The sequence below is a fragment of the Mycobacterium sp. B14F4 genome (assembly GCF_039871645.1).
Lineage (GTDB): Bacteria > Actinomycetota > Actinomycetes > Mycobacteriales > Mycobacteriaceae > Mycobacterium.
In genome coordinates, this window is sequence record NZ_JBDPMF010000007.1 from 153,580 (window position 1) to 174,784 (window position 21,205).

The window sequence follows — 21,205 nt, forward strand, 5'->3', positions numbered from 1 at the left end:
ACTGCCACTGCGGGTATCGGGAAGGACATCGGAAGTTTCGCCGACGTCCCGCTCAGGGGTGCGGCGGGCGCCGAACCGCCGACCGAGGCGTCGGTCGCGGCGCACATCGACGCGGCGGCCGATGCCCACGGCTACCGTCCCGAGCAGCTGACCTGGTCGACGCCGGAGGGCATCGACGTCAAGCCCGTCTACATCGGCGCCGACCGCGACGCCGCCGTCGCCGCCGGCTACCCGCTGGACACCTTCCCGGGTGAACCGCCGTTCGTGCGCGGCCCGTACCCCACGATGTACGTCAACCAGCCGTGGACCATTCGGCAGTACGCGGGTTTCTCCACCGCCGCCGAGTCCAACGCGTTTTACCGCCGTAACCTCGCCGCCGGCCAGAAGGGTCTGTCGGTGGCCTTCGACCTGGCCACCCACCGCGGCTACGACTCCGACCATCCCCGCGTCGCGGGCGACGTCGGAATGGCCGGCGTGGCAATCGATTCCATCCTGGACATGCGCCAGCTGTTCGACGGCATCGACCTGTCGACGGTATCGGTGTCGATGACCATGAACGGCGCGGTGCTGCCGATCCTGGCGCTCTACGTGGTAGCCGCCGAGGAGCAGGGTGTGCCGCCGGACAAGCTGGCCGGCACCATCCAGAACGACATCCTCAAAGAGTTCATGGTCCGCAACACCTACATCTACCCGCCCACGGCGTCGATGCGGATCATCTCGGACATCTTCGGCTACACCAGTGCCAACATGCCGAAGTTCAACTCGATCTCGATTTCGGGCTACCACATCCAGGAGGCCGGTGCGACAGCCGATCTCGAGCTGGCCTACACGCTGGCCGACGGCGTCGAGTACATCAAGGCCGGCCTCGCCGCCGGATTGGACATCGACAAGTTCGCGCCCCGGCTGTCGTTCTTCTGGGGTATCGGGATGAACTTCTTCATGGAGGTCGCCAAGCTGCGCGCCGGCCGGCTGCTGTGGAGCGAACTCGTCGCGCAGTTCGACCCGAAGAACTCGAAATCACTGTCATTGCGCACGCATTCGCAGACCTCGGGCTGGTCGCTGACCGCACAGGACCCGTTCAACAACGTCGCGCGCACCTGCATCGAGGCGATGGCCGCCACCCAGGGCCACACCCAGTCGCTGCACACCAACGCGCTCGACGAGGCGCTGGCGCTGCCGACCGACTTCTCGGCCCGCATCGCCCGCAACACCCAGCTGCTGCTGGCCCAGGAGTCCGGCACCACGCGGCCGATCGACCCGTGGGGCGGCTCCTACTACGTGGAGTGGCTGACCCAGGCGCTCGCCGAGAAGGTGCGCGAACACATCCGCGAGGTCAACGAGCACGGCGGGATGGCGCAGGCCATCGGCGACGGCATCCCCAAGCTGCGCATCGAGGAGGCCGCCGCGCGCACGCAGGCCCGCATCGACTCGGGGGCGCAGCCCGTCATCGGGGTCAACAAGTACCAGGTCGATGAGGACCACGAGATCGAGGTGCTCAAGGTCGAGAACAGCCGGGTGCGCGCCGAACAGCTCGCCAAGCTGCAGCAGCTGCGGGCCGACCGCGACCGGGCCGCCGTCGACGACGCGCTGGCCGCGCTGAGCCGGGCCGCCGACGGCGGCGACGGCAACCTGCTGGCGCTCGCCATCGACGCCGCCAGGGCCAAGGCCACCGTCGGCGAGATCTCCGACGCACTCGAACGGGTCTGGGGTCGTCACCAGGCCGAGATCCGTACCATCGCCGGGGTCTACCGCGACGAAGTCGGAAAGGTCAGCAACATCTCCAGCGCGAGCGAGTTGGTGCAGAAATTCGCCGAGGCCGACGGTCGCCGGCCCCGCATCCTGGTCGCCAAGATGGGCCAGGACGGCCACGACCGCGGCCAGAAGGTGATCGCGACCGCGTTCGCCGACATCGGCTTCGACGTCGACGTCGGCTCGCTGTTCTCCACCCCCGAAGAAGTGGCGCAGCAGGCCGCCGACAACGACGTGCATGTCGTCGGCGTGTCGTCACTGGCGGCCGGGCACCTGACGCTCGTTCCTGCGTTGCGCGAGGCACTCGCCAAGGTGGGCCGGCCCGACATCATGATCGTCGTGGGCGGCGTGATACCGCCGGGTGACTTCGACGAGCTGTATGCCGCCGGTGCGACGGCGATCTTCCCGCCCGGCACGGTAATCGCCGACGCCGCGATCGGCCTGCTGCAGAAGCTGGCCGAGCGGCTCGGCTACCGCCTCGGCTAGATGGCCGACCGGGTCTCCGAACTCGCCGCCGCCGTGACGAGCGGCGACCGCGCCGCGCTGGCCAGAGCCATCACCCTGGTCGAGTCGACGCGCGCCGATCACCGCGGCGAAGCTCAGGAGCTGCTGCTGAAGCTGATGCCGCACGCCGGCAAGGCCATGCACGTCGGGATCACCGGGGTGCCCGGGGTAGGCAAGTCCACGGCCATCGAGGCGCTCGGCATCCACCTGATCGAGCAGGGCCATCGTGTCGCGGTGCTCGCCGTCGACCCGTCATCGACCCGCACCGGCGGATCGATCCTCGGCGACAAGACGCGGATGGCCCGCCTGGCCGTGCACCCCGATGCCTACATCCGCCCGTCGCCCACCTCGGGCACGCTGGGCGGCGTCGCGAAGGCCACCCGCGAGACCATCGTGTTGCTGGAAGCGGCCGGCTTCGACGTGATCCTGGTCGAGACCGTGGGGGTGGGACAGTCCGAGGTGACGGTGGCCAACATGGTCGACACCTTCGTGTTCCTCACGCTGGCCCGCACCGGCGACCAGCTGCAGGGCATCAAAAAGGGTGTGCTCGAGCTCGCCGACATCGTGGTGGTGAACAAGGCAGATGGCGAGCACGCCGTGGAGGCCACGGCCGCCGCCCGCGAGCTCACGGGAGCGATCCGGCTCATCTATCCTCGCGAAACACTCTGGCGCCCACCGGTTCTCACGATGAGCGCGCTGGAAGGCAGGGGCCTGACGGAGCTCTGGGACACCGTGCTCAAGCACCGTCAGGTCCTCACCGAGGCGGGGGAGTTCGAGGCGCGCCGACGGACTCAGCAGGTGGAGTGGACGTGGTCGATGGTCCGGGACACCGTCCTGGACCGGGTGCTGTCGAATCCGCAGGTCAGAGAGATTCGCGGCGCGGTCGAGCGGCAGGTGCGCGACGGCGAACTGCCCCCCGCCCTGGCCGCGCAACAGCTTCTCGACGCCGCTGACATAAGGCCGGCTAACAAATAGATAACACCGGGTTTATTTGCCGCGGGTGCAGGTAAATTCATAATTGTGACGGGTGTCAACAGCCTGGAGCGCAGCGCAGCGCTTCCGCACCGTGTCCAGGGCGCGGCGGACTCGAGCTTCGCCTGCACCCTGCGCGCGTTCGCGCGGCTGTTCCCGGGACGCCGGTTCGGTGGGGGCGCCTTGGCGATCTACCTGCACGGCGAGCCGGTCGTCGACGTCTGGACCGGCTACTCGGACCGCCGCGGCACCCAGCACTGGACCGCCGACACCGGCGCAATGGTCTTCTCGGTCACCAAGGGCATGGCGTCGACGGTCATCCATCGCCTGGCCGACCGCGGCCTGATCCACTACGACGTCCCGGTCGCGCAGTACTGGCCGGAGTTCGGCGCGAAGGGTAAGGCGGGCATCACAGTGCGCGAGATCATGCAGCATCGGGCGGGGCTGTCCCATCTCAACGGCTGCACCAAGGCCGAACTGCTCGATCACCGCGTGATGGAGGAGCGCGTCGCCGCCGCGCCGGTCAACAAGCTGCTGTTCGGCCATCAGGCCTACCACGCGCTGACCTACGGCTGGCTGATGTCGGGCCTGGGCCGGGCGGTCACCGGCAAGGGCATGCGGGAGCTGGTCCGCGAGGAGCTGGCCGAGCCGCTGGACACCGACGGGCTGCACCTCGGCAGGCCCCCGGCCGGTGCGCCCACCCGCGCCGCGCAGATCCTGGCGCCGCAGGGCACGCTGGCCAATCCGGTGTTCAACTTCGTCGCGCCCCGGGTGGCCGCGCTCGGCGTGTCGGGGGCGTTCGGGTCGATGTACTTCCCCGGCATGAAAGCCGTGGTGCAGGGCGAAACGCCGTTCCTGGACGCCGAGATCCCGGCCGCCAACGGTGTCGCGACGGCACGCGGCATCGCCAAGATGTACGGCGCGATCGCCAACGGCGGCCGCATCGAGGGCAGGCAGTTCCTGTCGCCGGAACGGGTCGCCGAGTTGACCGGCAAGCCGAGCTACTGGCCGGACCGCAATCTGTTCGTCCCCCTGAGCTTCCACCTCGGCTACCACTCGCTGCCGTTGCCGCCGCGTCTGATGTCGGGCTTCGGCCACGCCGGCCTGGCCGGCTCGGTCGGCTGGGCCGACCCCTCGACGGGACTGTCGTTCGGCTTCGTGCACAACCGGCTGCTGACCCGGATGCTGCTCGACCAGGTGACCTTCGCCGGCCTGCACGCGCTCATCCGGCGCGACGCCGCGCGGGCGCGCAGGCGCGGCTACCAGACGGTGTCGGAGTTCGGCGCGCCGTTCCACGGGGTGCGGCGGCCCGTCGCGGGATGATCCGGCTCAGCCCGGAGACTTACTGAACCACCTGGTCTTCTGCCGCCAGGACTCCGCCGACGTCAGCGCGAAGCCGGCGCCGCAGATGCACGCGAACACCCACACCAGCGTCGTGCCGCCGTCGATGGCCTGCAGTGCCGGGATGTAGGCGGTGAGCAGCCGCACGACGCACGCTGCGATGCCGGCGGCCGACGAGATCAGGTAGACGTTCGCGATCTTGCGCGATCGCGGGTCCTTGCGCAGTACCAGCAGCGCCCGGGAGCCGTAGCCCAGCAGGTAGATGAGTATGCCGCAGAGGATCAGCCAGTACATGTTCAGCCAGAAGTCGGTGGGCACCTGGAAGAAGTCCGGCTTGTAGATCCGCGCGCCGTTGCCCAGGGAGAACGTCACCAACAGCAGGGGAATGCACAGCGTGGCCGGCAGCTCGACATACAACTTGAACGACTTCTGCAGCGAGTGGTCGTCCTGCAGTCGGCCCAGGGCGTTGTACACGACGGCCGACGCGGCGACGATGTAGCAATCGTGGCCGATGAAGTCCTCGAGGTTCCACTTGCCGGTCAGCGCGTGCAGCGCCACGCCCAGCGTCTCCGAGGCCCAGGGGCTCATCAGGACGACGGCGGCGCCCTGCAAAGCGATGTTGAGCGTCGCGGCGACTTCCCAGCGAGACGACCAGGTCACACGGCGAATCCACAGGCTCCATGCGATACAGCAAAGAGTGATTGCGATGAGTGTCGCCAAACCCATGAACGGTGCCTTCGAGCCGCGGTGTACTCAGCAAAGTGTACGGACTAAAGGGGCGGAGCGTCACTCCTCGGCCGCAGTTCAGAGAGCTTCGGGGCGCGCGTGCGCGTCCTGGTCGTCTCGAGCAGTGCCGACTGCGATCCGCCTGTCACGGACAGGGATTCGACGTAGGTCAGGACTTCCTGTCTGGTCATCAAACCGAATCGGACCTGAAGGTCGGGATAGCTCAGGCCGAACCGGTCGGACACCCGGCGCAGCTCTTCGGCGTCCGGATAATCGGCGTCCTTGATGCGACGGTAATAGGTGCTACTCGACGTGCCGAGCGCGTCGTAGATGTCCTTCGCTTCGACGTCTCCATCCAGGAGGTAATCGAGCAGTGCTTTTAGCTGTCTGCCGTTCTCGTCGGTCCGTGGCATCCACTTACTCTAACGTAAGTTCCCCGCTTTGGGCAGCGGCCTCCGCAAACCGGACAGTGTTGCCTTAATTGACACTGGCGTCACAGTTTTGGGATGTGTCTCCCAATACTGGGACATCTGAGCTATCTTTACTTTCATGGTTGCCCCCTACATGGCTACGCCGACCACAGAGGTTCTGCACCCGCTCGGCGCATTTGCTCCAGCAACAGTTCGCGTGGCGGACTACGACGTAGCGGACGCTACCCGCTCCGCCGGCATGGCGAAGCTGTCCACGCCCACCAGCGCTGAGTTGACGGCCGAGCTCGACGGTGCGGCGGAGTGGTTGGACCTGCCGGCCGACGAGATTCTGCTGGCCGCCCTCACCAGGACCATCGCCCGCACGCTCGGCGAGGGCGTCGTGCTGGTCGACATCGCCAGCGAGCGCGGCTCGCTGTTGGACGCGGTGCCGATGGTTTGCGCGACCGCACGGCAGGCCAGCGCCACCGAGGTGCTCGGAAACGTGCACCGCGCTCTGGCCGATGCTTCCGAGCATGTCGCGGCCGAGCCGTCCGAGGTGTATTTCAACTACATCGGCGAGGCGCCCGCGGAGACCGTTCCGGTGCAGGAGACTCCGCCGGGCCTCGGCCACGCGCTCGAGGTCCGCGTGTACCGCACCGTGGACGGCCTGCATGTCGACTGGTGGTACGACACGAGCCGCTTCGAGAGCTACACGATCACCGAGCTCACCGAGCAGTTCGGCCTCGCGCTCATCGAGGTGACCTCGGACGCGCTGCCGCCGAGGTGACCGTAGGACCCGCCCTCAGCGTGACATGACGGGCGGGAGGCACCCGGCCCCGAGGTGCCCGCGGGCTGGACAGGGTTCGACCGGTCCAGTCCGCGTTCTCATGTGCGGCCTCGTTAGAATCGACGCCAACGGCACCGATCCGGCAATCACCGGGGAGCCTTCGGAAGAACAGCTGACGGGTTGATTCCCGGCTGCTCAGTAGACCCGGACGGGTGGGCCCGTCATCGCCCGAAGTGAGCGGCGCACATCGTCGGAGTGTCGAAGTGCGCAAGCGGGGTGGTACCGCGGCGCTTGCGCACCAGCGCGACGTCGTCCCCGTGCCTGATCATTGGCTTCCGAGGCCGGAGGCCTCAGTTCGGCACAGGAGACAACGTGACCGCCTATCCCAAGCCGACGGCCGGCGCGCCGAGGTTCCCGGCGCTGGAAGCCGACGTGCTGCAGTACTGGGACGCCGACGACACGTTTCGCGCCAGCATCGCGCGCCGCGACGACGCCCCCGAGTACGTTTTCTACGACGGCCCGCCGTTCGCCAACGGTCTGCCGCACTACGGCCACCTGCTCACCGGCTACGTCAAGGACATCGTGCCGCGGTACCGCACCATGCGCGGCTACAAGGTCGAGCGCCGGTTCGGCTGGGACACCCACGGCCTGCCGGCCGAGCTCGAGGTGCAGCGCCAACTCGGGATCACCGACAAGGCGCAGATCGACGAGATGGGCATCGAGAAGTTCAACGACGCCTGCCGCGCGTCGGTGCTCAAGTACACCAACGAGTGGCGCGCCTACGTCACCCGCCAGGCCCGTTGGGTGGACTTCGACAACGACTACAAGACGCTCGAGCCCGAGTTCATGGAGTCGGTGATCTGGGCGTTCAAGCAGTTGTGGGACAAGGGACTGGCCTACGAGGGCAACCGCGTGCTGCCGTACTGCTGGAACGACGAGACGCCGCTGTCCAGCCATGAGCTGAGGATGGACGACGACGTCTACCAGAGCCGTCAGGACCCGGCGATCACCGTCGGGTTTCAGGTCGCCGCCGATGAGCGCTCGCACGAGGAGCACCCGGCTTCGGCCTCGCTCGACGGCGCCTACCTGCTGATCTGGACCACCACACCGTGGACGCTGCCGTCGAACCAGGCGGTGGCGGTCGGCCCGGACGTCGCCTACGTGCAGGTGCAGGGGCCAGACGGCAGGCGCTACGTGCTCGCCGAGGCCCGGTTGGCCGCCTACGCCCGGGAACTGGGCGAAGAGCCGCAGGTGCTGGGCACCTACCGCGGTCGGGACCTGCTCGAGACGCGGTACCGTCCGCCGTTTCCGTACTTCTCGGACGCGCCGAACTCGTTCCGGGTGCTGCCCGCCGACTTCGTCAGCACCGAGGACGGCACCGGGATCGTGCACATGTCGCCCGCGTACGGCGAGGACGACATGCTCACCACCCAGGCTGCGGGCATCGAGGCCGTCACCCCGGTCGACCCGAAAGGGCGCTTCGACGCGACGGTGCCCGACTATGCGGGCCAGCACGTCTTCGACGCCAACCCGCAGATCATCCGCGACCTCAAGAGCGGCACCGGCGGCGCGGCGCTCAACGGCGCCGTGCTGCTGCGCCACGAGACCTACGAGCACTCGTATCCGCACTGCTGGCGGTGCCGCAACCCGCTGATCTACCGCGCCGTCTCGTCGTGGTTCATCAAGGTGACCGAGTTTCGCGATCGGATGGTGGAACTGAACCAGGAGATCACCTGGTATCCCGAGCATGTCAAGGACGGCCAGTTCGGCAAGTGGCTGTCCGGTGCCCGCGACTGGTCGATCTCGCGAAACCGCTACTGGGGCACGCCGATTCCGGTGTGGAAGTCCGACGACCCGGCATACCCCCGCGTCGACGTGTACGGCAGCCTCGACGAACTCGAGCGCGACTTCGGGGTGCGGCCCACCGATCTGCACCGGCCCTACATCGACGAGCTCACCAGGCCCAACCCCGACGACCCGACCGGCAAGTCGACGATGCGCCGCATCGAGGACGTGTTCGACGTGTGGTTCGACTCGGGATCGATGCCGTACGCGCAGGTGCACTACCCGTTCGAGAACCAGGATTGGTTCGACTCGCATTTCCCGGGTGACTTCATCGTCGAGTACATCGGCCAGACCCGCGGGTGGTTCTACACGCTGCACATCCTGGCCACCGCCCTGTTCGACAGGCCGGCCTTCAAAACCTGTGTGGCGCACGGGATCGTGTTGGGCAACGACGGCCAGAAGATGAGCAAGTCGCTGCGAAACTATCCCGATGTGACCGAGGTGTTCGACCGGGACGGCTCCGACGCGATGCGCTGGTTCCTGATGGCCTCGCCGATCCTGCGCGGCGGCAACCTCATCGTCACCGAACAGGGCATCCGGGAGGGTGTCCGCCAGGTGCTGCTGCCGCTGTGGAACGCCTACACGTTCCTGGCGTTGTACGCGCCGAAGAAGGGCACTTGGCGCACCGACTCCACGCATGTGCTGGACCGCTACATCCTGGCCAAGCTGGCGGTGCTGCGCGACGACCTCACCGCCGCGCTCGACGTTTGCGACACCTCCGGCGCCTGCGACGAGCTGCGGCAGTTCACCGAGGCGCTGACGAACTGGTATGTGCGACGGTCACGTTCGCGCTTCTGGGAGGAGGACCCGGATGCGATCGACACCCTGCACACGGTGCTGGAGGTGACCGGACGACTGGCCGCGCCGCTGCTGCCGCTGATCACCGAGGTGATCTGGCGCGGTGTCACCGGCGAGCGGTCGGTGCACCTGACCGACTGGCCCGCCGAGGGACTGCTGCCCGCCGACCCCGAGTTGGTCGCGACCATGGACCTCGTGCGGGAGGTGGCGTCCGCCGGCTCGTCGCTGCGCAAGGCCAAGAAGCTGCGGGTGCGGCTGCCGTTGCTGAAACTGACTGTGGCGGTTGACAACCCGCAGCGGCTCGAACCGTTCGTCGACTTGATCGCCGACGAGCTCAACGTCAAGTCGGTCGAACTCACCGACGACATCGACACCTACGGCCGATTTGAACTGACCGTCAACGCGCGCGTCGCCGGGCCGCGGCTGGGCAAGGACGTGCAGGCGGCCATCAAGGCGGTCAAGGCGGAGCAGGCCGTCGTCAACGCCGACGGCACGCTGACCGCGGGCCCCGCGGTGCTGCAGCCCGAGGAGTACAGCTCGCGGCTGGTGGCCGCCGACCCCGAGTACACGGCCGCGCTGGCGGACGGCGCCGGGCTGGTGTTGCTCGACGGCACGGTGACCGAAGAGCTCGAGGCCGAGGGATGGGCCAAGGACCGCATTCGCGAGCTTCAGGACCTGCGCAAGTCGACCGGACTGGAGGTGTCCGACCGGATCTCGGTGGTCATCTCGGTGCCGACCGCGCGCGAGGCATGGGCGCGCACGCACAGCGACCTGATCGCGAACGAAATCCTGGCCACCCGGTTCGAATTCGGGGAACCCGACGACGGCAGCGAGATCGGCGACGGGGTGCGTGTGGCGATCGCGAAGGTCTGATCGTAGTTTGAATCCGACGTTCGCGGCGGCCTCGGATGGCCCCCTAACGCAGCGCAGCTATGCCTTCGGCCACTTCGGCGGCGGTTGCGGAACGGCTTGCCTCCGGAGCAATGCAATGGTGTACCAATTCGGACTCGGCCCTGTCCAGCTTCACCGATATCTGTACCTTCCCGGATACGGCGGCACGAATGGCCAGCATCGGCTGGTCGGGGGGAAGTTCGCCGTACAGTCCTTCGCCGGAGAGCGCTCGATGGATGGTCGCGCCAAGCGACCAGATATCGGTTGCCCGCGAGGGCATTTCGCCCTGCAAGAGAGCCGGGTCGATGAACTCAGCGGAGGTTGCCGGGGCGAAGCTTGTCACGCTGCCCTCTGAAGTCAGCACCCGGGTGAGCCCCAGGTCGGATAGCCGACCGCCGTCGTCCGCGACCATCACACTGGCGGGTTTGACGTCACCATGTACCAACCCATGCTCGTGCAACTCATGTACGGCGCGGGCCGCATCCTCGAGCGCGCGCAGAACTTCGTTGCGTGTCAAGATGCGCGCGGATGACGCGAGAGAGCCGAGCGGAAAGTACTCCGTTGCGTACAGGAAGTTGTCCTCGAGGACAACGTCATAAATTTGCACCAGACGGGGCGACCGAACCGCAGCGAAAGCCCGCAATTCCCGCACACCCCGCCGATATGCGTCTTTGCCGACAGGAGCGGTGAACACCTTCAACGCCACTCGATCGGTCGACAAACCTAGCCGCTCTGGCGCTTCAGCCAGGTAAAACCGCCCGTTGTTGCCTTCTCCTAGCGCGCCGAGGATCCGGTAGTCCGCGATCGCGGCGGGCATCGATTCTGCGTCGACGTGCATGTCACGGTCCTTTGGTCGCTAGCAAACCGTATCGGATTATGGAGGCGGCGGGCCGATTATGGTGCACTGTTCTCCATGGGCGCCACATTCGCATACGTGATGCTCGATGTAGCTGTGATCATCGTGGTCGCGAGGCTCTTTGGGCGGGTCGCGCGGATGTTTCGGCAGCCGACTGTGATAGGTGAAATCGTCGCGGGCATAGCGCTCGGCCCAAGCCTGCTCGGCCTGCTGCCCGGGCACCTCGACACGCTCCTTTTTCCTCCCGACGTGCTGCCGTATCTCAAGATTCTTGCGCAGCTCGGGCTGGTGTTGTTTATGTTCATCGTGGGGCTCGAACTCGACGTCGCATTGATTCGGGGCCGCCAGCGCCGCGCTGGCACGATTTCGTTGCTGTCCGTCGTCGTGCCTTTCGCGCTGGGTGCGTTGTTGGCGTTGACTTTGCATCCGCTCCACGACGTGGTCGACGCCAAGACAGTGCCGTTGTTGGGTTTCGTGCTCTTCCTGGGTGTGGCGATGTCGATCACCGCATTTCCTGTGCTGGCACGGATCCTCGCCGAACGCAGGATGAACCGCACAAGCGTTGGGGTGTTGGCGCTTTCGGCCGCGGCGGTAGACGACATCTTGGCGTGGACCTTGCTGGCCTTCGTCTACGCGGTCGTGGTGGGCGACAGTCCTTGGTCGGTGGTGCGCATCATCGCGTTGTCCGCAGTGTTCGTCACGGTGATGTTCGTCGTCGTGCGGCCGGCGCTGGCCCGCATGCTTGCCTGGTACGAGCGGGCGGGCCGAATCACTCCTGACATGCTGGCCGTTGTGCTCGTGGGTGTTCTGCTGTCTGCCTTGATCACCGAAAGAATCGGTATCCACGAGATTTTCGGCGCGTTCCTGTTTGGCGCCATCATGCCCCGGCGGGGTGCTCTGGAGTTTCGGCGCGAAATCTTAGAACGTCTCGAACAGATGAGCGTGCTTCTGCTATTGCCGATCTTCTTCGTGATCGCTGGCTTCGGCGTAAACCTGCGCGCGTTCCAGGATCCTGGCCTGTCGTGGCAGCTGCTGCTGATTCTGACGGTGGCCATTTGCGGCAAGTTCGGCGGCGCCTTCATTGGTGCGCGCATCCAGCGCATGAGTTTCCAGCAGAGCGCCGCCATCGCGGTGCTGATGAACACCCGCGGTCTGACTGAACTCGTCATCCTTCTCATCGGCAAACAGCTCGGCGTTCTTGATACCGCGATGTTCACGATGATGGTAGTGATGGCCCTGGTCACTACGCTGATTACTGAGCCAGTACTGAGGATCGTATACCCCGACAAGGCGGTGCAGCGCGACATCGACGCCGCGACGAAGGCCGCACTTGGCTCCGAGCAAACCTATCGAGTGCTGGTCGTCGTCGATGCAGTCCCCAACGCAGCGACGGAGCGAATGCTGCGGGTGGCCGACGCAGCGCTTGCAGACCGCAGTCCCGGTGAGATCATGCTCTCGCGAATTCTGGAAACGTCCGATGAGGCCCCACCTCTCGAGCTCGGATCCGGCCCGCTCCCGGATCTCGCGGGTATGGCCGAAGCGGTGGAATCATTGGAACGGTTCGCGACGCAGACCACCGCGACCGCCGCCACCCTCCGCGTGCTGTGTCGGTTCGGTTCAGCATCTGGTCAGGATGTAGTGCGTCAGGCGGAAACGTCGGGAGCGGAAGTAGTTGTCGTCAGCGAAATTTGGACGTACAGGCATCCGCAGGCATTCGAAACCCTCGACGCGGTAACCGTGCTGATTGTTCCGTCCGAGCCGCAGACCGCGTGGCTGGTGGCCGACCGTGAGGCGACCCTGGGCGTGTCGGATGACGCGATATTTGTGCGTGACGACGGAGCCGCCAACGGTGCCCGTGCCGTGCTCCTCGCGGTCCAGGCGGCGACGGCTTCGGCCAGGTCGCTGATCGCCGTTCTGTCGGACACGGACGGCAGAGGGCGTCGGCGGCTCGAGCAGGCGCTCGAGCCGCTGCGCCACACCTCGACGCCGGTTCGTCTTGTTTCCGTCGGTGACGGTGACGCGTTGACGGAGGCCCGCATCTCGGCCGTTGCCCGGGTTGTTGACCGGGTGGGTGGTTCGCAGATCAATCTGCGCGACGCAGTAGCCGACGTCGTGTAAGCCGCTGATCCGGGGGTGAAAGCGACGGTTGCTAGGGCGGTTTTCCTGCGGCCGGCCAGGGGAGGACATAGCGTATGAGCCGGCAAACCACCCGGCGTCCGTGCCGCGGGGAGGTGGTTCGCCGGAGGGTCGGTAGCAGGCCCCCGTTTGGTAAGTCGTGGGCGGGACGGAGTCGGCGATGAGCGACACCGAGGATTCGCGAGCGGGCTCGCGATTCGGGCACTATCAGCTCCGCCGGCTGCTGGGCCGCGGTGGCATGGGCGATGTGTACGAGGCCGAGGACACCATCAAGCAACGCGTCGTGGCGTTGAAACTGATGTCGGCGGCTTTCTCTTCGGATCCCGTCTTCCGAAAGCGGATGCAGCGCGAAGCGCGCACCGCCGGGCGGCTGCAGGAACCTCATGTGGTGCCCATCCATGACTTCGGCGAGATCGACGGGCAGCTATATGTCGATATGCGCCTGATCGAGGGCATGGACGTGGCCGCCATCTTGAGCCGCTATGGGCCGCTCACGCCGCCGCGGGCGGTGGCGATCATCCGCCAGATCGCGTCGGCGCTCGACGCTGCACACGCCACCGGTGTGATGCATCGTGACGTGAAACCGGAAAATATTCTTGTAACCCTCGACGACTTTGCGTATCTGGTCGATTTCGGTATCGCAAGTGCTACGACCGACGAAAAGCTGACCCAAATGGGCAGTGCGATCGGAACCTTCAGGTATATGGCTCCGGAGCGGTTCACCAACTCGCAAGTCACTTATCGCGCCGACATCTACGCCCTTGCGTGTGTGCTGTTCGAGTGCTTGACCGGATCTCCCCCGTATCGCGGCAACGACATCACGTTGATGACCGCGCACCTGACCCAGCCCATCCCGCGACCGAGCGCGCTTCGGCCTGGCATCTCAGTGGCGTTCGACCAAGTGGTTGCGTGCGGCATGTCCAAGAGTCCGGAGGACCGCTATGCCACCGCAGGGGATCTGGCGCTGGCCGCCCATGAAGCGCTTGCCACACCGGAACAGGATCGGGCCGCGGATATTCTGCACCGTAGCCAACTGGCGACCCTTCCGTCGCCGCCACCGCCGACCGGCCAGCCGCCCACTCTTTTCGCGCAACCGCCCTCGCCTTCGGACACGCCGCCCCCCTCACCGGTCCCGCCACCGGCCCCGTCCGTCCCGACCCTCTATGCCAACCCTGCTGCCGCCGGACCCCGACCGCAGGGCGCTTGGGCGCCCGGTCCGCCGCCCCACCCATCGGCAGGTTTGCAGCAGCCGCCGTCGCAACCGCTCCCGGTCGTCACTCCACCGAAGCGGCGCCACACCGGGCTGATCGTCGCGCTCGTCGCGCTGCTCGTTCTCACGGCCGGCGGTGTGGGGGCGTGGTTCTTACTCCGCGACCGTGGCCCGGAAGGGCCCCAGCCGATCGGCGCGCTGGAAGGGGATCCTATTCAGGTGGGCAAGGAGCCCTACGACATCGAAGCCGGCGAGAGCTTCATCTGGACCGCGAACAGTGATGCCACGATCTCGAAGATCGACCCCTCGACGGGAACCGCCGAGCAGATCGAGGTCGGCGGCATACCAAGCGAATTGATCGTCACCGAAGACGCGATATGGGTGTGGAACTACACCGATGGAGTCACTCGCGTGGACCTCGCAACCGAAGAGATCAGCGAGCCCGTTGGCGCGGGTCTGGGAGACATCTCGGCGATCGCGAGTGGTGGTGGGTTCCTGTGGGTGTCACACGCGGCCGAGAACACGGTGACCCGCATTGACACGCGAACCCAAGCTCTCGTTGGTGAGCCGATCAACGTTGGGGCCGCCCCCGTCGGTATGAGGTTCGCCAACGGCATTCTTTACGTCGTCAATACCGGTGACAGCACCATCACGATGATCGATACCACCGGCACCGTTATCGGCCAGCCGTTGAAGTTGAGCGACGATCTTGGTGGCATAGACGTTGTCGATGGCACAATCTACGTCGGGACCACCAGCGACGTCACGCCGATCGACGAGGCATCCCTCGCCGTGGGCGAACCTATACCGCTTAAGGGCGGCAGCCTCTTTCTAGCGGCCGCCGACGGTCTGTGGGTCCTGTTTCCGCTGTCCAACGAGCTGCAATGGCTGAACCTGGACGGTGAGGAGTCGAAGGGGGGCGCGGTCACCGGGATCGGCAAGGGAATCAATGACATGGTGCTGCTCGACGACACGCTCTGGCTTACCGACGGGCCGAACAGTGTTGTACGACGGGTGAAGCTTCGCTGACCGGTCGTGCCGATGATCCGGCGGCAGGCCCGATATGGGCGTTACAGATGAGCGTGTGGCGACTCGAAAGTAATTGTGTGACCGCCGATTTGCACTTCAGTTCCAGCAGAGAGCACATACGGCCGCCGAGCTGTGAGGCGGAGCCATTGGTCGTGTCCCGGCGGCTTCACGAAGGTGCCGTTTGTCGACGCGACGTCGACGACCGCGACGTCCCATTCGATGAGGCGAATCTCAGCATGCGCCCGCGACAGTCGACCCGCGGTATCGGATAAACAGACGGGCGTAGCTCCGTTGCGGACCGACGGTGAATTTCGCGGGTCACGCCCGATGATCAGGTCGGCAGCCAAGACGAGCGTCGTGCCGTCACTGAGAACCAAGAATCCGAGTGGGGGGCGTTCCCCTTCGCAGATTTCCTTGGTCTGATTCATGCGTAGTCCGCACAAGCGACAGAATGCGACCCGCGGATCGTTGAAGTGCCCGCGCGCGCATTTGATTCCGCGAACTTGAGGGCTGGCGACGCTTATCGGCGGCCGAGCTGGGACGGCCGCCGCGGCATGAGGACTGCCTTTGAGCGGTAGCGGAGCGCGACGCGGCGGTGGCTTGTCGTCCCGCTTGAAAGTTTCGAAGACCTTCGGCGGCTTGAGCTCGACATATTGGCCCGAACTCGGGACTTGCGCAGGAGGTCTAGTTCCTTCCAACCACACCACGGCACCGGTGCCCTCGACGACGCCCTCGATAAGCGAGCCGACTCCACGTTCGGCCGGTAGGTCGATCGTTGACAAGGTGTCGTCCGTGACGTACAAGGCGGCTCGGTAGGCAGCCGGACGGATTTCGCTGACCTCTGTCGAACAGCGGGGGCCGCCGCGGAAAAGATCCCGTCCACCCCCGTGCTCGACAATGGCCGCAGCACCGCCGTGCAAAATCAGCACATACCCGTCCTGGACGGGCGCCAGCGCACCGAATTCCGCGTCACCGCCAAGATCGGCCGCCCACTCGGCGGCATTTCTGCAGAACAAGCGTCCAAACCGGTCGCCATCGCGTGCCGTCGCATCTTCGATCAGCGCAGAGAGCGCCGACCACGTCTGTGCGGCCAATGAGCCGCTATTCAGCCGGGATCGTTCGCGGTGCGGCACGACGACCACCGCACCTTTCACGACCGCCACAAGGTGATTACCGGGGATCACCCCGATTTGGGGACTGTTCATAGGAACCGCCCTCCCGCAAAACGCCAACGGTGAAATGCCACCCGCATAGGTCCGTTGACGGTGAGCCAGAACGCTAACCAGGTAATGATGAACTGAATCAGATAGGCCGTCAACGACGGTCGTAGGTCTTCGGGAACCACGAGAGTGGTGTAGCGGACGAGCAGCCAGACCACGATGCCCTCGTTGACCGCCGTGAGAAGCCCGAACAGGGTTGGCCAGTCCTTCTCCCATCGAAACTGTTGCAGACCGTGGTACAGCAGCTCCCACGGGACTCCTACCAAGACGACCGTCAGCAGGACGCTCAGGGTCACCCGATAGCTCTGCGTCAGTGAGAGATCGCCTGTGGGCAGCATCGGAGTAATCACAAGCGCGACAAAGAATCCGATGATGCCCAACCCAAGCACACGGGTCTGTATCCGTCCGTTCAGCGTAGGGAGCATCCGACTCAGATCCTCTGGTTTCTCGCCCACAACCACCATTGGTGAACCGACCGCGCCGGTCCCATCCGGCGGCAGAAGCCGTGTGCTGCCAGGTCATCGGCGATCTCGCGCGCGGCGATCTGCAGGCCGAGGAAGGTATCGACCCCCGGGAAATAGCCGCCGAGTGTCGCGGTTCCCGAGGCGTAGAGCCGGCCGGTGCCGCTGCGGGTGCCGATCAACTCGAACGTGCGGTCGACGTCGAGTCGGCCGAGCGGATTACGGCCGGCCCCGGTGTGGTCGAGCAGGTCAGCGAGCAGTCGATGTTCCCGGATGTCGGCCTCCAGGCCGGTGCAGTCGATGACGTAACTCACTGTGACGTCGAACGGGTGCGTCGGAGGCGGGTTCGGCAGCGGCTGGCTCGGGTCCGGAACGACCGTGAGGGTCAGGCCGTCGCGGGTTGGGCGCAGGTCCCGCGCAGTCCCGGCCATCACCTGGTACCAGCCCTGGGTGCGACCTCGCCGTAGCTGTTCCTGCCAGGTCTTGCGAACCGGCGTGTTGGTTCCGCCCATCTCCTTGTATGCCCGCTTGCGGTCCTCTCCCTCGAGCTTGCGCATCTTCGACTTGAGCTGGCCACCCCACACCGACTTCGGATAGTTGAATCCCTGATATGCCCAGCCGTCCTTGCCTTTTCGACGTTTGAAGATGCTAGCCCCGTGAGGCGCGGCAACGTAGGTACGGAACAGGTGCAGGATTGTGGTCTGTAGCCGGTACTTGTCGCGGTCGTCGATCAGGCGTTGTAGCACCCGCGAAGCGACGATGCCGCTGCCGCGGACCATCACCGTGCTCGGGCGACGCCGCAAAGACTCGTAGACGTGCTCATGGGATTCGTAGGCGTTGACGACCTTTGACGGATCGCGGTACCTCTCGCGAAACTCCTGCAGCTCGGGCAGCAAATTCAAGCCGGGGTAACCCACTGCAACATGGGCGTACATGCTGCGGAACGCGACCCTCTTCGTCGGTGACGATCCGGGCGGTGGCGTAAGGATGGTGAAGTAGCCGCCGCCACTTCGCCTCCGGAGCATGCGCACGTTGCCGATGCGCGTTGAATCCGCATAACCCACCCGCTGGTATTCGCGTTCCAGCGATTCGAATACCTGACCGGCGCGAGGCGTGTAGTAGTTCGCGAAGATCGGTTCGACAGCCACGTTCCAGAGGGGTTTGATGAACCCCGACAACGAGTGGGCCGAAACTGCCTCCCGAATGGCGTACGACGGGAATCCCCAGATGTTATCGGGTGTCGAGGCCGAGTCGGAACGGATCCGCTCGCGACGCGGAATCTGAGACACCCGCACGAGGTGTTCGTAACTCGACCACGGCACGGCGCTGGGACCCAGCGACGCCATCGCCGTCGCCTGCACGCCATATATGCGCAATGTGTCGAACGTTACGAACGAGCCAATGCCACCGCCGATGGTGACAAAGGGCACGTCGACCACCGGTATCCCGGCGGCTGACACCATGTCGTCCGTCCAGACGTCTGTGTCGACCAACACCGGAGTCAGGTCTCCATTCATGTGTACTCCCTAGGCGTGCCGAGTGACATCAAGCTGCGCTGTCCGCCTTGGCGGATCCCGAAAGATGCGGCTGCTGCGTACCCATGCCAAGTCCTCGGAAATGATGGGCGCGCAACAGCATCGCCACCTCCTCACCCGCCGCCTTGGCTCCAAGGTGTTGTGTCCTCACGGTAGTGGTCGAGCTACGTCAGCACACGGAATCGCGTGCCTACGCCAGTATGTGCGGGCCGACCACGCGTCAAGAGCGATTTGGCGAGCGGCTGGTCGGTGAACTCGGCTGTCAACGCGTTGACCTCGCGGTGCCCATGCGGCAACGCCCCGTCCATAGGAGGGGGCGCTTCCGCCGGAGGCGTCTGATCAGCAGAGGAAGATCTCCGCCGACTCCACGATGTACTGGGCATCCGAAAAACTGATCGATTCATCGGTGTCGGCCCAGACCCCGTCGACGAGTTCGTCCTGCGTGTATCCCTCTGTAACGAGGTCGCAGACTGCGTAGCCGAGCGCGAGGGCTTCGTCGCTGTCGCCATAGAACCCGGCGCTGGACAAGTCGTCGATGTAGCTGGCGGGGTCGGCTTGCGCTGTACCCGCCGCGGCGGTGGCCACCCCGATCGCGAGAGCCAGCCCGAGCAAAGACCCCCCGATCGCCTTGTTGAACTTCATGTTGACTTTCCCTTCAGTAGGTGGATGGCACGGCGCCGTCCTTGATGCAAGTGACAATGACCGGGTGGGCTCAAAGGATCCTCAAAGGACCGCAGCGGCCTCGTGAATGTGCTCGCGCAGACGCGAGCCAGAAAGTCGATTGCCGCGACAGCGGGCAGTGCAGATACCCGAGAAGGTGTTGGGCTCAGCGGGCCTGGAACCAACTCGGTTTCACGTCGTGGCCGACGGAGAGACCTCACAGAATTCAAACGTGAAGTTGTGCAAACCAATTCGGATCTCGTCGCCATCTGTGAGGGCGGCGGTGCTCCGGATAGGTTGTTGTTGAACCTCTAGGCCGTTGGCGGACTGCAGGTCAGTGATGAGGTAGCTGGTGCCGGTGTCGATGATGACCGCATGATGCCGGCTTACTTGGGGGTCGGCGAGAACAATGTCGTTGTCGGCGCGGCGGCCGATTCGCGTGGCCGCGGCCCGCAACACATAGCACTGTCCCGAGGTGTCGCGCAGCCGGGCGACAGCCGACCTGACGTTCATCGCTGTACGTCGTTGAATGGCGGTGATGGTCTTGGCGGCGGTCGTCTGCGCGGTCCGCTTCACGTCCAGAATTTCCTGGCGCAGAATCCGCTGGTGAAGCGTTTGCAGTGGGGCTGCGGGGTCGATGCCGAGGTCGTCGGCAAGGGTGGACTTCAATCGGCGATAGGTGTCGAGTGCGTCGGACTGACGTCCGGCGAGATAGTAGGCAGTGATCAACTGCGCCCACAACGGTTCGCGGTAGGGGTGCTCTTCGGCAAGAACTTCCAGTTCGGTGATGACCCCGTTGCCTCGACCGCAGGCTATTTCGGCCTCGGCGCGGGCGCTTTGGACGACAACCTTCTCCTCCGCAAGTCCGATGGCGAACGCCGCAAAATACTCGAGGTCATGCAGATCCTGCAGCACGGGTCCACGCCATTCGCTCAGCGCGGCTGACAATCGGCGGCTTGCCTCCTCGAATCGGCCCGCGGAGGCGGCGATCATCCCTGCGGTTTTCGCGGTGACGAATCGCCCCAGGTCGACACCCTCGTCGCCGATATCGAGCCGATAGCCCGGCGGTGAATTGACCAACACTGTTTTCGGGTCGATGCCCGCGTTGCTCAGCAGTCTGCGCAGGTTCGAGACGTACGTGTGGATACTGGCGCCCGCCCGTGCAGGTGACGAATCCTGCCACGCGGCGTTGACTAGCGAATCGATCCCCACCGGCCTGTTGCGGTTGATAAGCAGCGCCGCCAGAACCGCGCGTTGCTTGGGAGTTCCCAACGCCACGAGGTTGCCGTCAACAGTCATCTGTAACGGTCCCAGAAGCCCATATCCGAGACCTGCCCCCGCCATTGCTTCGTTCCCCTCCCCGAAGTCAACCGTTCGCCTCGTGCCCGCGTGAAAGCTCGCATTCTCCGGGCGGGATCTTGTCGAGTTGGCTGTGCACCCGTGGGCGGTCGTTTGTGATCCTGTCGACCGATTATCGGGCAGGGGGGCGATCGTAAAGCCTTATCGGGTCGGAAATCACGGAGAACATCGCGAGCGAACCGCGTGCGCCGCTAGCCGATCGCTTCCAGCAGCGGGCCGTGGTCGGAGGCGACCACCACTGTCGCACCGATCGCGGTCACCCACCACAGGACGGCGGCCAAAGACGGACCGCCGGGCCGGCGTCGGCCAACCCGAGGTAAAGCCGGTGTTAGAGGATCCGCGCGGCCACCGCGCGCGTCGCGGGATCGCGGCACGCATCCGCCAGATCGGCTCCCTGTGGAGGCCCATCAGCCGGCGCAGCCATACGAGAACCGCGTCGTTGCGCTCGAAGTGCTCGACCCACTGCTGCGCGAACTCAGCCATCGGCGACACGTGCGCCGCGGCCGGAGAACGCGACGACATCCGCGAGGCGCAACTGCCTGCCGCGCCGATATTCGACCTCGCCGTTGACGGTGACCAGCCCTTCGGCGATGACCGACTTGGCATCCGCGCCGGAGTCGAGGAGTCCGGCCAGCTTGAGGAACTGCCCGAGCCGGATCGAGGCGTCCCGGATCGGAATATCGGCAGGCTCGGCTCCCGGGTGCGCCATGGCCGTC

At 65.6% G+C, this 21,205-nt stretch carries 15 protein-coding genes and 1 pseudogene; 7 read left to right on the plus strand and 9 right to left on the minus strand.

Annotation, left to right across the window (positions count from 1 at the left end; all coding sequences use genetic code 11):
- Positions 1 to 15 precede the first annotated feature (15 nt).
- From scpA to ABGB19_RS19850, 3 genes are read left to right on the plus strand one after another with little or no spacing between them, the layout of a single operon-like run.
- Complete coding sequence (scpA, locus tag ABGB19_RS19840; RefSeq protein ID WP_347687825.1) at positions 16 to 2,235, plus strand: methylmalonyl-CoA mutase; 2,220 nt, start codon at positions 16 to 18, stop codon at positions 2,233 to 2,235.
- Positions 2,236 to 3,228 (plus strand): methylmalonyl Co-A mutase-associated GTPase MeaB, encoded by a 993-nt coding sequence (meaB, locus tag ABGB19_RS19845; protein WP_347687699.1) that lies wholly within the window; start codon positions 2,236 to 2,238, stop codon positions 3,226 to 3,228.
- Between the two features lie 45 nt (positions 3,229 to 3,273).
- A complete protein-coding gene (locus tag ABGB19_RS19850; RefSeq protein ID WP_347687700.1) occupies positions 3,274 to 4,548 on the plus strand; it encodes a serine hydrolase domain-containing protein in 1,275 nt (424 codons plus the stop codon).
- A gap of 6 nt (positions 4,549 to 4,554) precedes the next feature.
- Here the strand turns inward: ABGB19_RS19850 and ABGB19_RS19855 are convergent, their stop codons facing one another.
- Complete coding sequence (locus ABGB19_RS19855) at positions 4,555 to 5,292, minus strand: hypothetical protein (protein WP_347687701.1); 738 nt, start codon at positions 5,290 to 5,292, stop codon at positions 4,555 to 4,557.
- 44 nt (positions 5,293 to 5,336) lie between these two features.
- Positions 5,337 to 5,705 (minus strand): XRE family transcriptional regulator, encoded by a 369-nt coding sequence (locus ABGB19_RS19860; protein ID WP_347687702.1) that lies wholly within the window; start codon positions 5,703 to 5,705, stop codon positions 5,337 to 5,339.
- Between the two features lie 256 nt (positions 5,706 to 5,961).
- Here ABGB19_RS19860 and ABGB19_RS19865 point away from each other — a divergent pair, with 256 nt between their 5' ends.
- Positions 5,962 to 6,489: a hypothetical protein gene (locus tag ABGB19_RS19865; protein WP_347687703.1), complete on the plus strand. Its 528-nt coding sequence runs from the start codon at positions 5,962 to 5,964 to the stop codon at positions 6,487 to 6,489.
- A gap of 327 nt (positions 6,490 to 6,816) precedes the next feature.
- Positions 6,817 to 10,005 (plus strand): isoleucine--tRNA ligase, encoded by a 3,189-nt coding sequence (gene ileS / locus ABGB19_RS19870; protein ID WP_347687826.1) that lies wholly within the window; start codon positions 6,817 to 6,819, stop codon positions 10,003 to 10,005.
- Between the two features lie 43 nt (positions 10,006 to 10,048).
- Here the strand turns inward: ileS and ABGB19_RS19875 are convergent, their stop codons facing one another.
- Positions 10,049 to 10,861, minus strand: coding sequence for a protein kinase (locus ABGB19_RS19875; RefSeq protein ID WP_347687704.1), 813 nt, complete (start codon positions 10,859 to 10,861; stop codon positions 10,049 to 10,051).
- Positions 10,862 to 10,936: 75 nt separating this feature from the next.
- Here ABGB19_RS19875 and ABGB19_RS19880 point away from each other — a divergent pair, with 75 nt between their 5' ends.
- Together ABGB19_RS19880 and ABGB19_RS19885 are read left to right on the plus strand one after the other, a co-directional pair.
- Positions 10,937 to 12,997, plus strand: a complete 2,061-nt coding sequence (locus ABGB19_RS19880) for a cation:proton antiporter (protein WP_347687705.1) — start codon at positions 10,937 to 10,939, stop codon at positions 12,995 to 12,997.
- Between the two features lie 178 nt (positions 12,998 to 13,175).
- Positions 13,176 to 14,084: pseudogene (locus tag ABGB19_RS19885) on the plus strand (serine/threonine-protein kinase); the annotation flags it as partial.
- Between the two features lie 1,211 nt (positions 14,085 to 15,295).
- Here the strand turns inward: ABGB19_RS19885 and ABGB19_RS19890 are convergent.
- The 6 genes from ABGB19_RS19890 to ABGB19_RS19915 form a co-directional block, all read right to left on the minus strand.
- Positions 15,296 to 16,459 (minus strand): FHA domain-containing protein, encoded by a 1,164-nt coding sequence (locus tag ABGB19_RS19890; RefSeq protein WP_347687706.1) that lies wholly within the window; start codon positions 16,457 to 16,459, stop codon positions 15,296 to 15,298.
- Positions 16,456 to 16,899, minus strand: coding sequence for a hypothetical protein (locus ABGB19_RS19895; protein ID WP_347687707.1), 444 nt, complete (start codon positions 16,897 to 16,899; stop codon positions 16,456 to 16,458). Before ABGB19_RS19895 ends, ABGB19_RS19890 begins: the two co-directional genes overlap by 4 nt.
- A 5-nt stretch (positions 16,900 to 16,904) precedes the next feature.
- Positions 16,905 to 18,452 (minus strand): hypothetical protein, encoded by a 1,548-nt coding sequence (locus ABGB19_RS19900; RefSeq protein ID WP_347687708.1) that lies wholly within the window; start codon positions 18,450 to 18,452, stop codon positions 16,905 to 16,907.
- 357 nt (positions 18,453 to 18,809) lie between these two features.
- Positions 18,810 to 19,112, minus strand: coding sequence for a DUF732 domain-containing protein (locus tag ABGB19_RS19905; protein ID WP_347687709.1), 303 nt, complete (start codon positions 19,110 to 19,112; stop codon positions 18,810 to 18,812).
- Positions 19,113 to 19,322: 210 nt separating this feature from the next.
- On the minus strand, positions 19,323 to 20,474 hold the full coding sequence (locus ABGB19_RS19910; RefSeq protein ID WP_347687710.1) for a BTAD domain-containing putative transcriptional regulator: 1,152 nt from the start codon (positions 20,472 to 20,474) through the stop codon (positions 19,323 to 19,325).
- A gap of 490 nt (positions 20,475 to 20,964) precedes the next feature.
- Entirely contained in the window at positions 20,965 to 21,198 is a 234-nt protein-coding gene (locus tag ABGB19_RS19915) for an RNA-binding S4 domain-containing protein (RefSeq protein ID WP_347687711.1), read from the minus strand.
- Between the last annotated feature and the right edge of the window lie 7 nt (positions 21,199 to 21,205).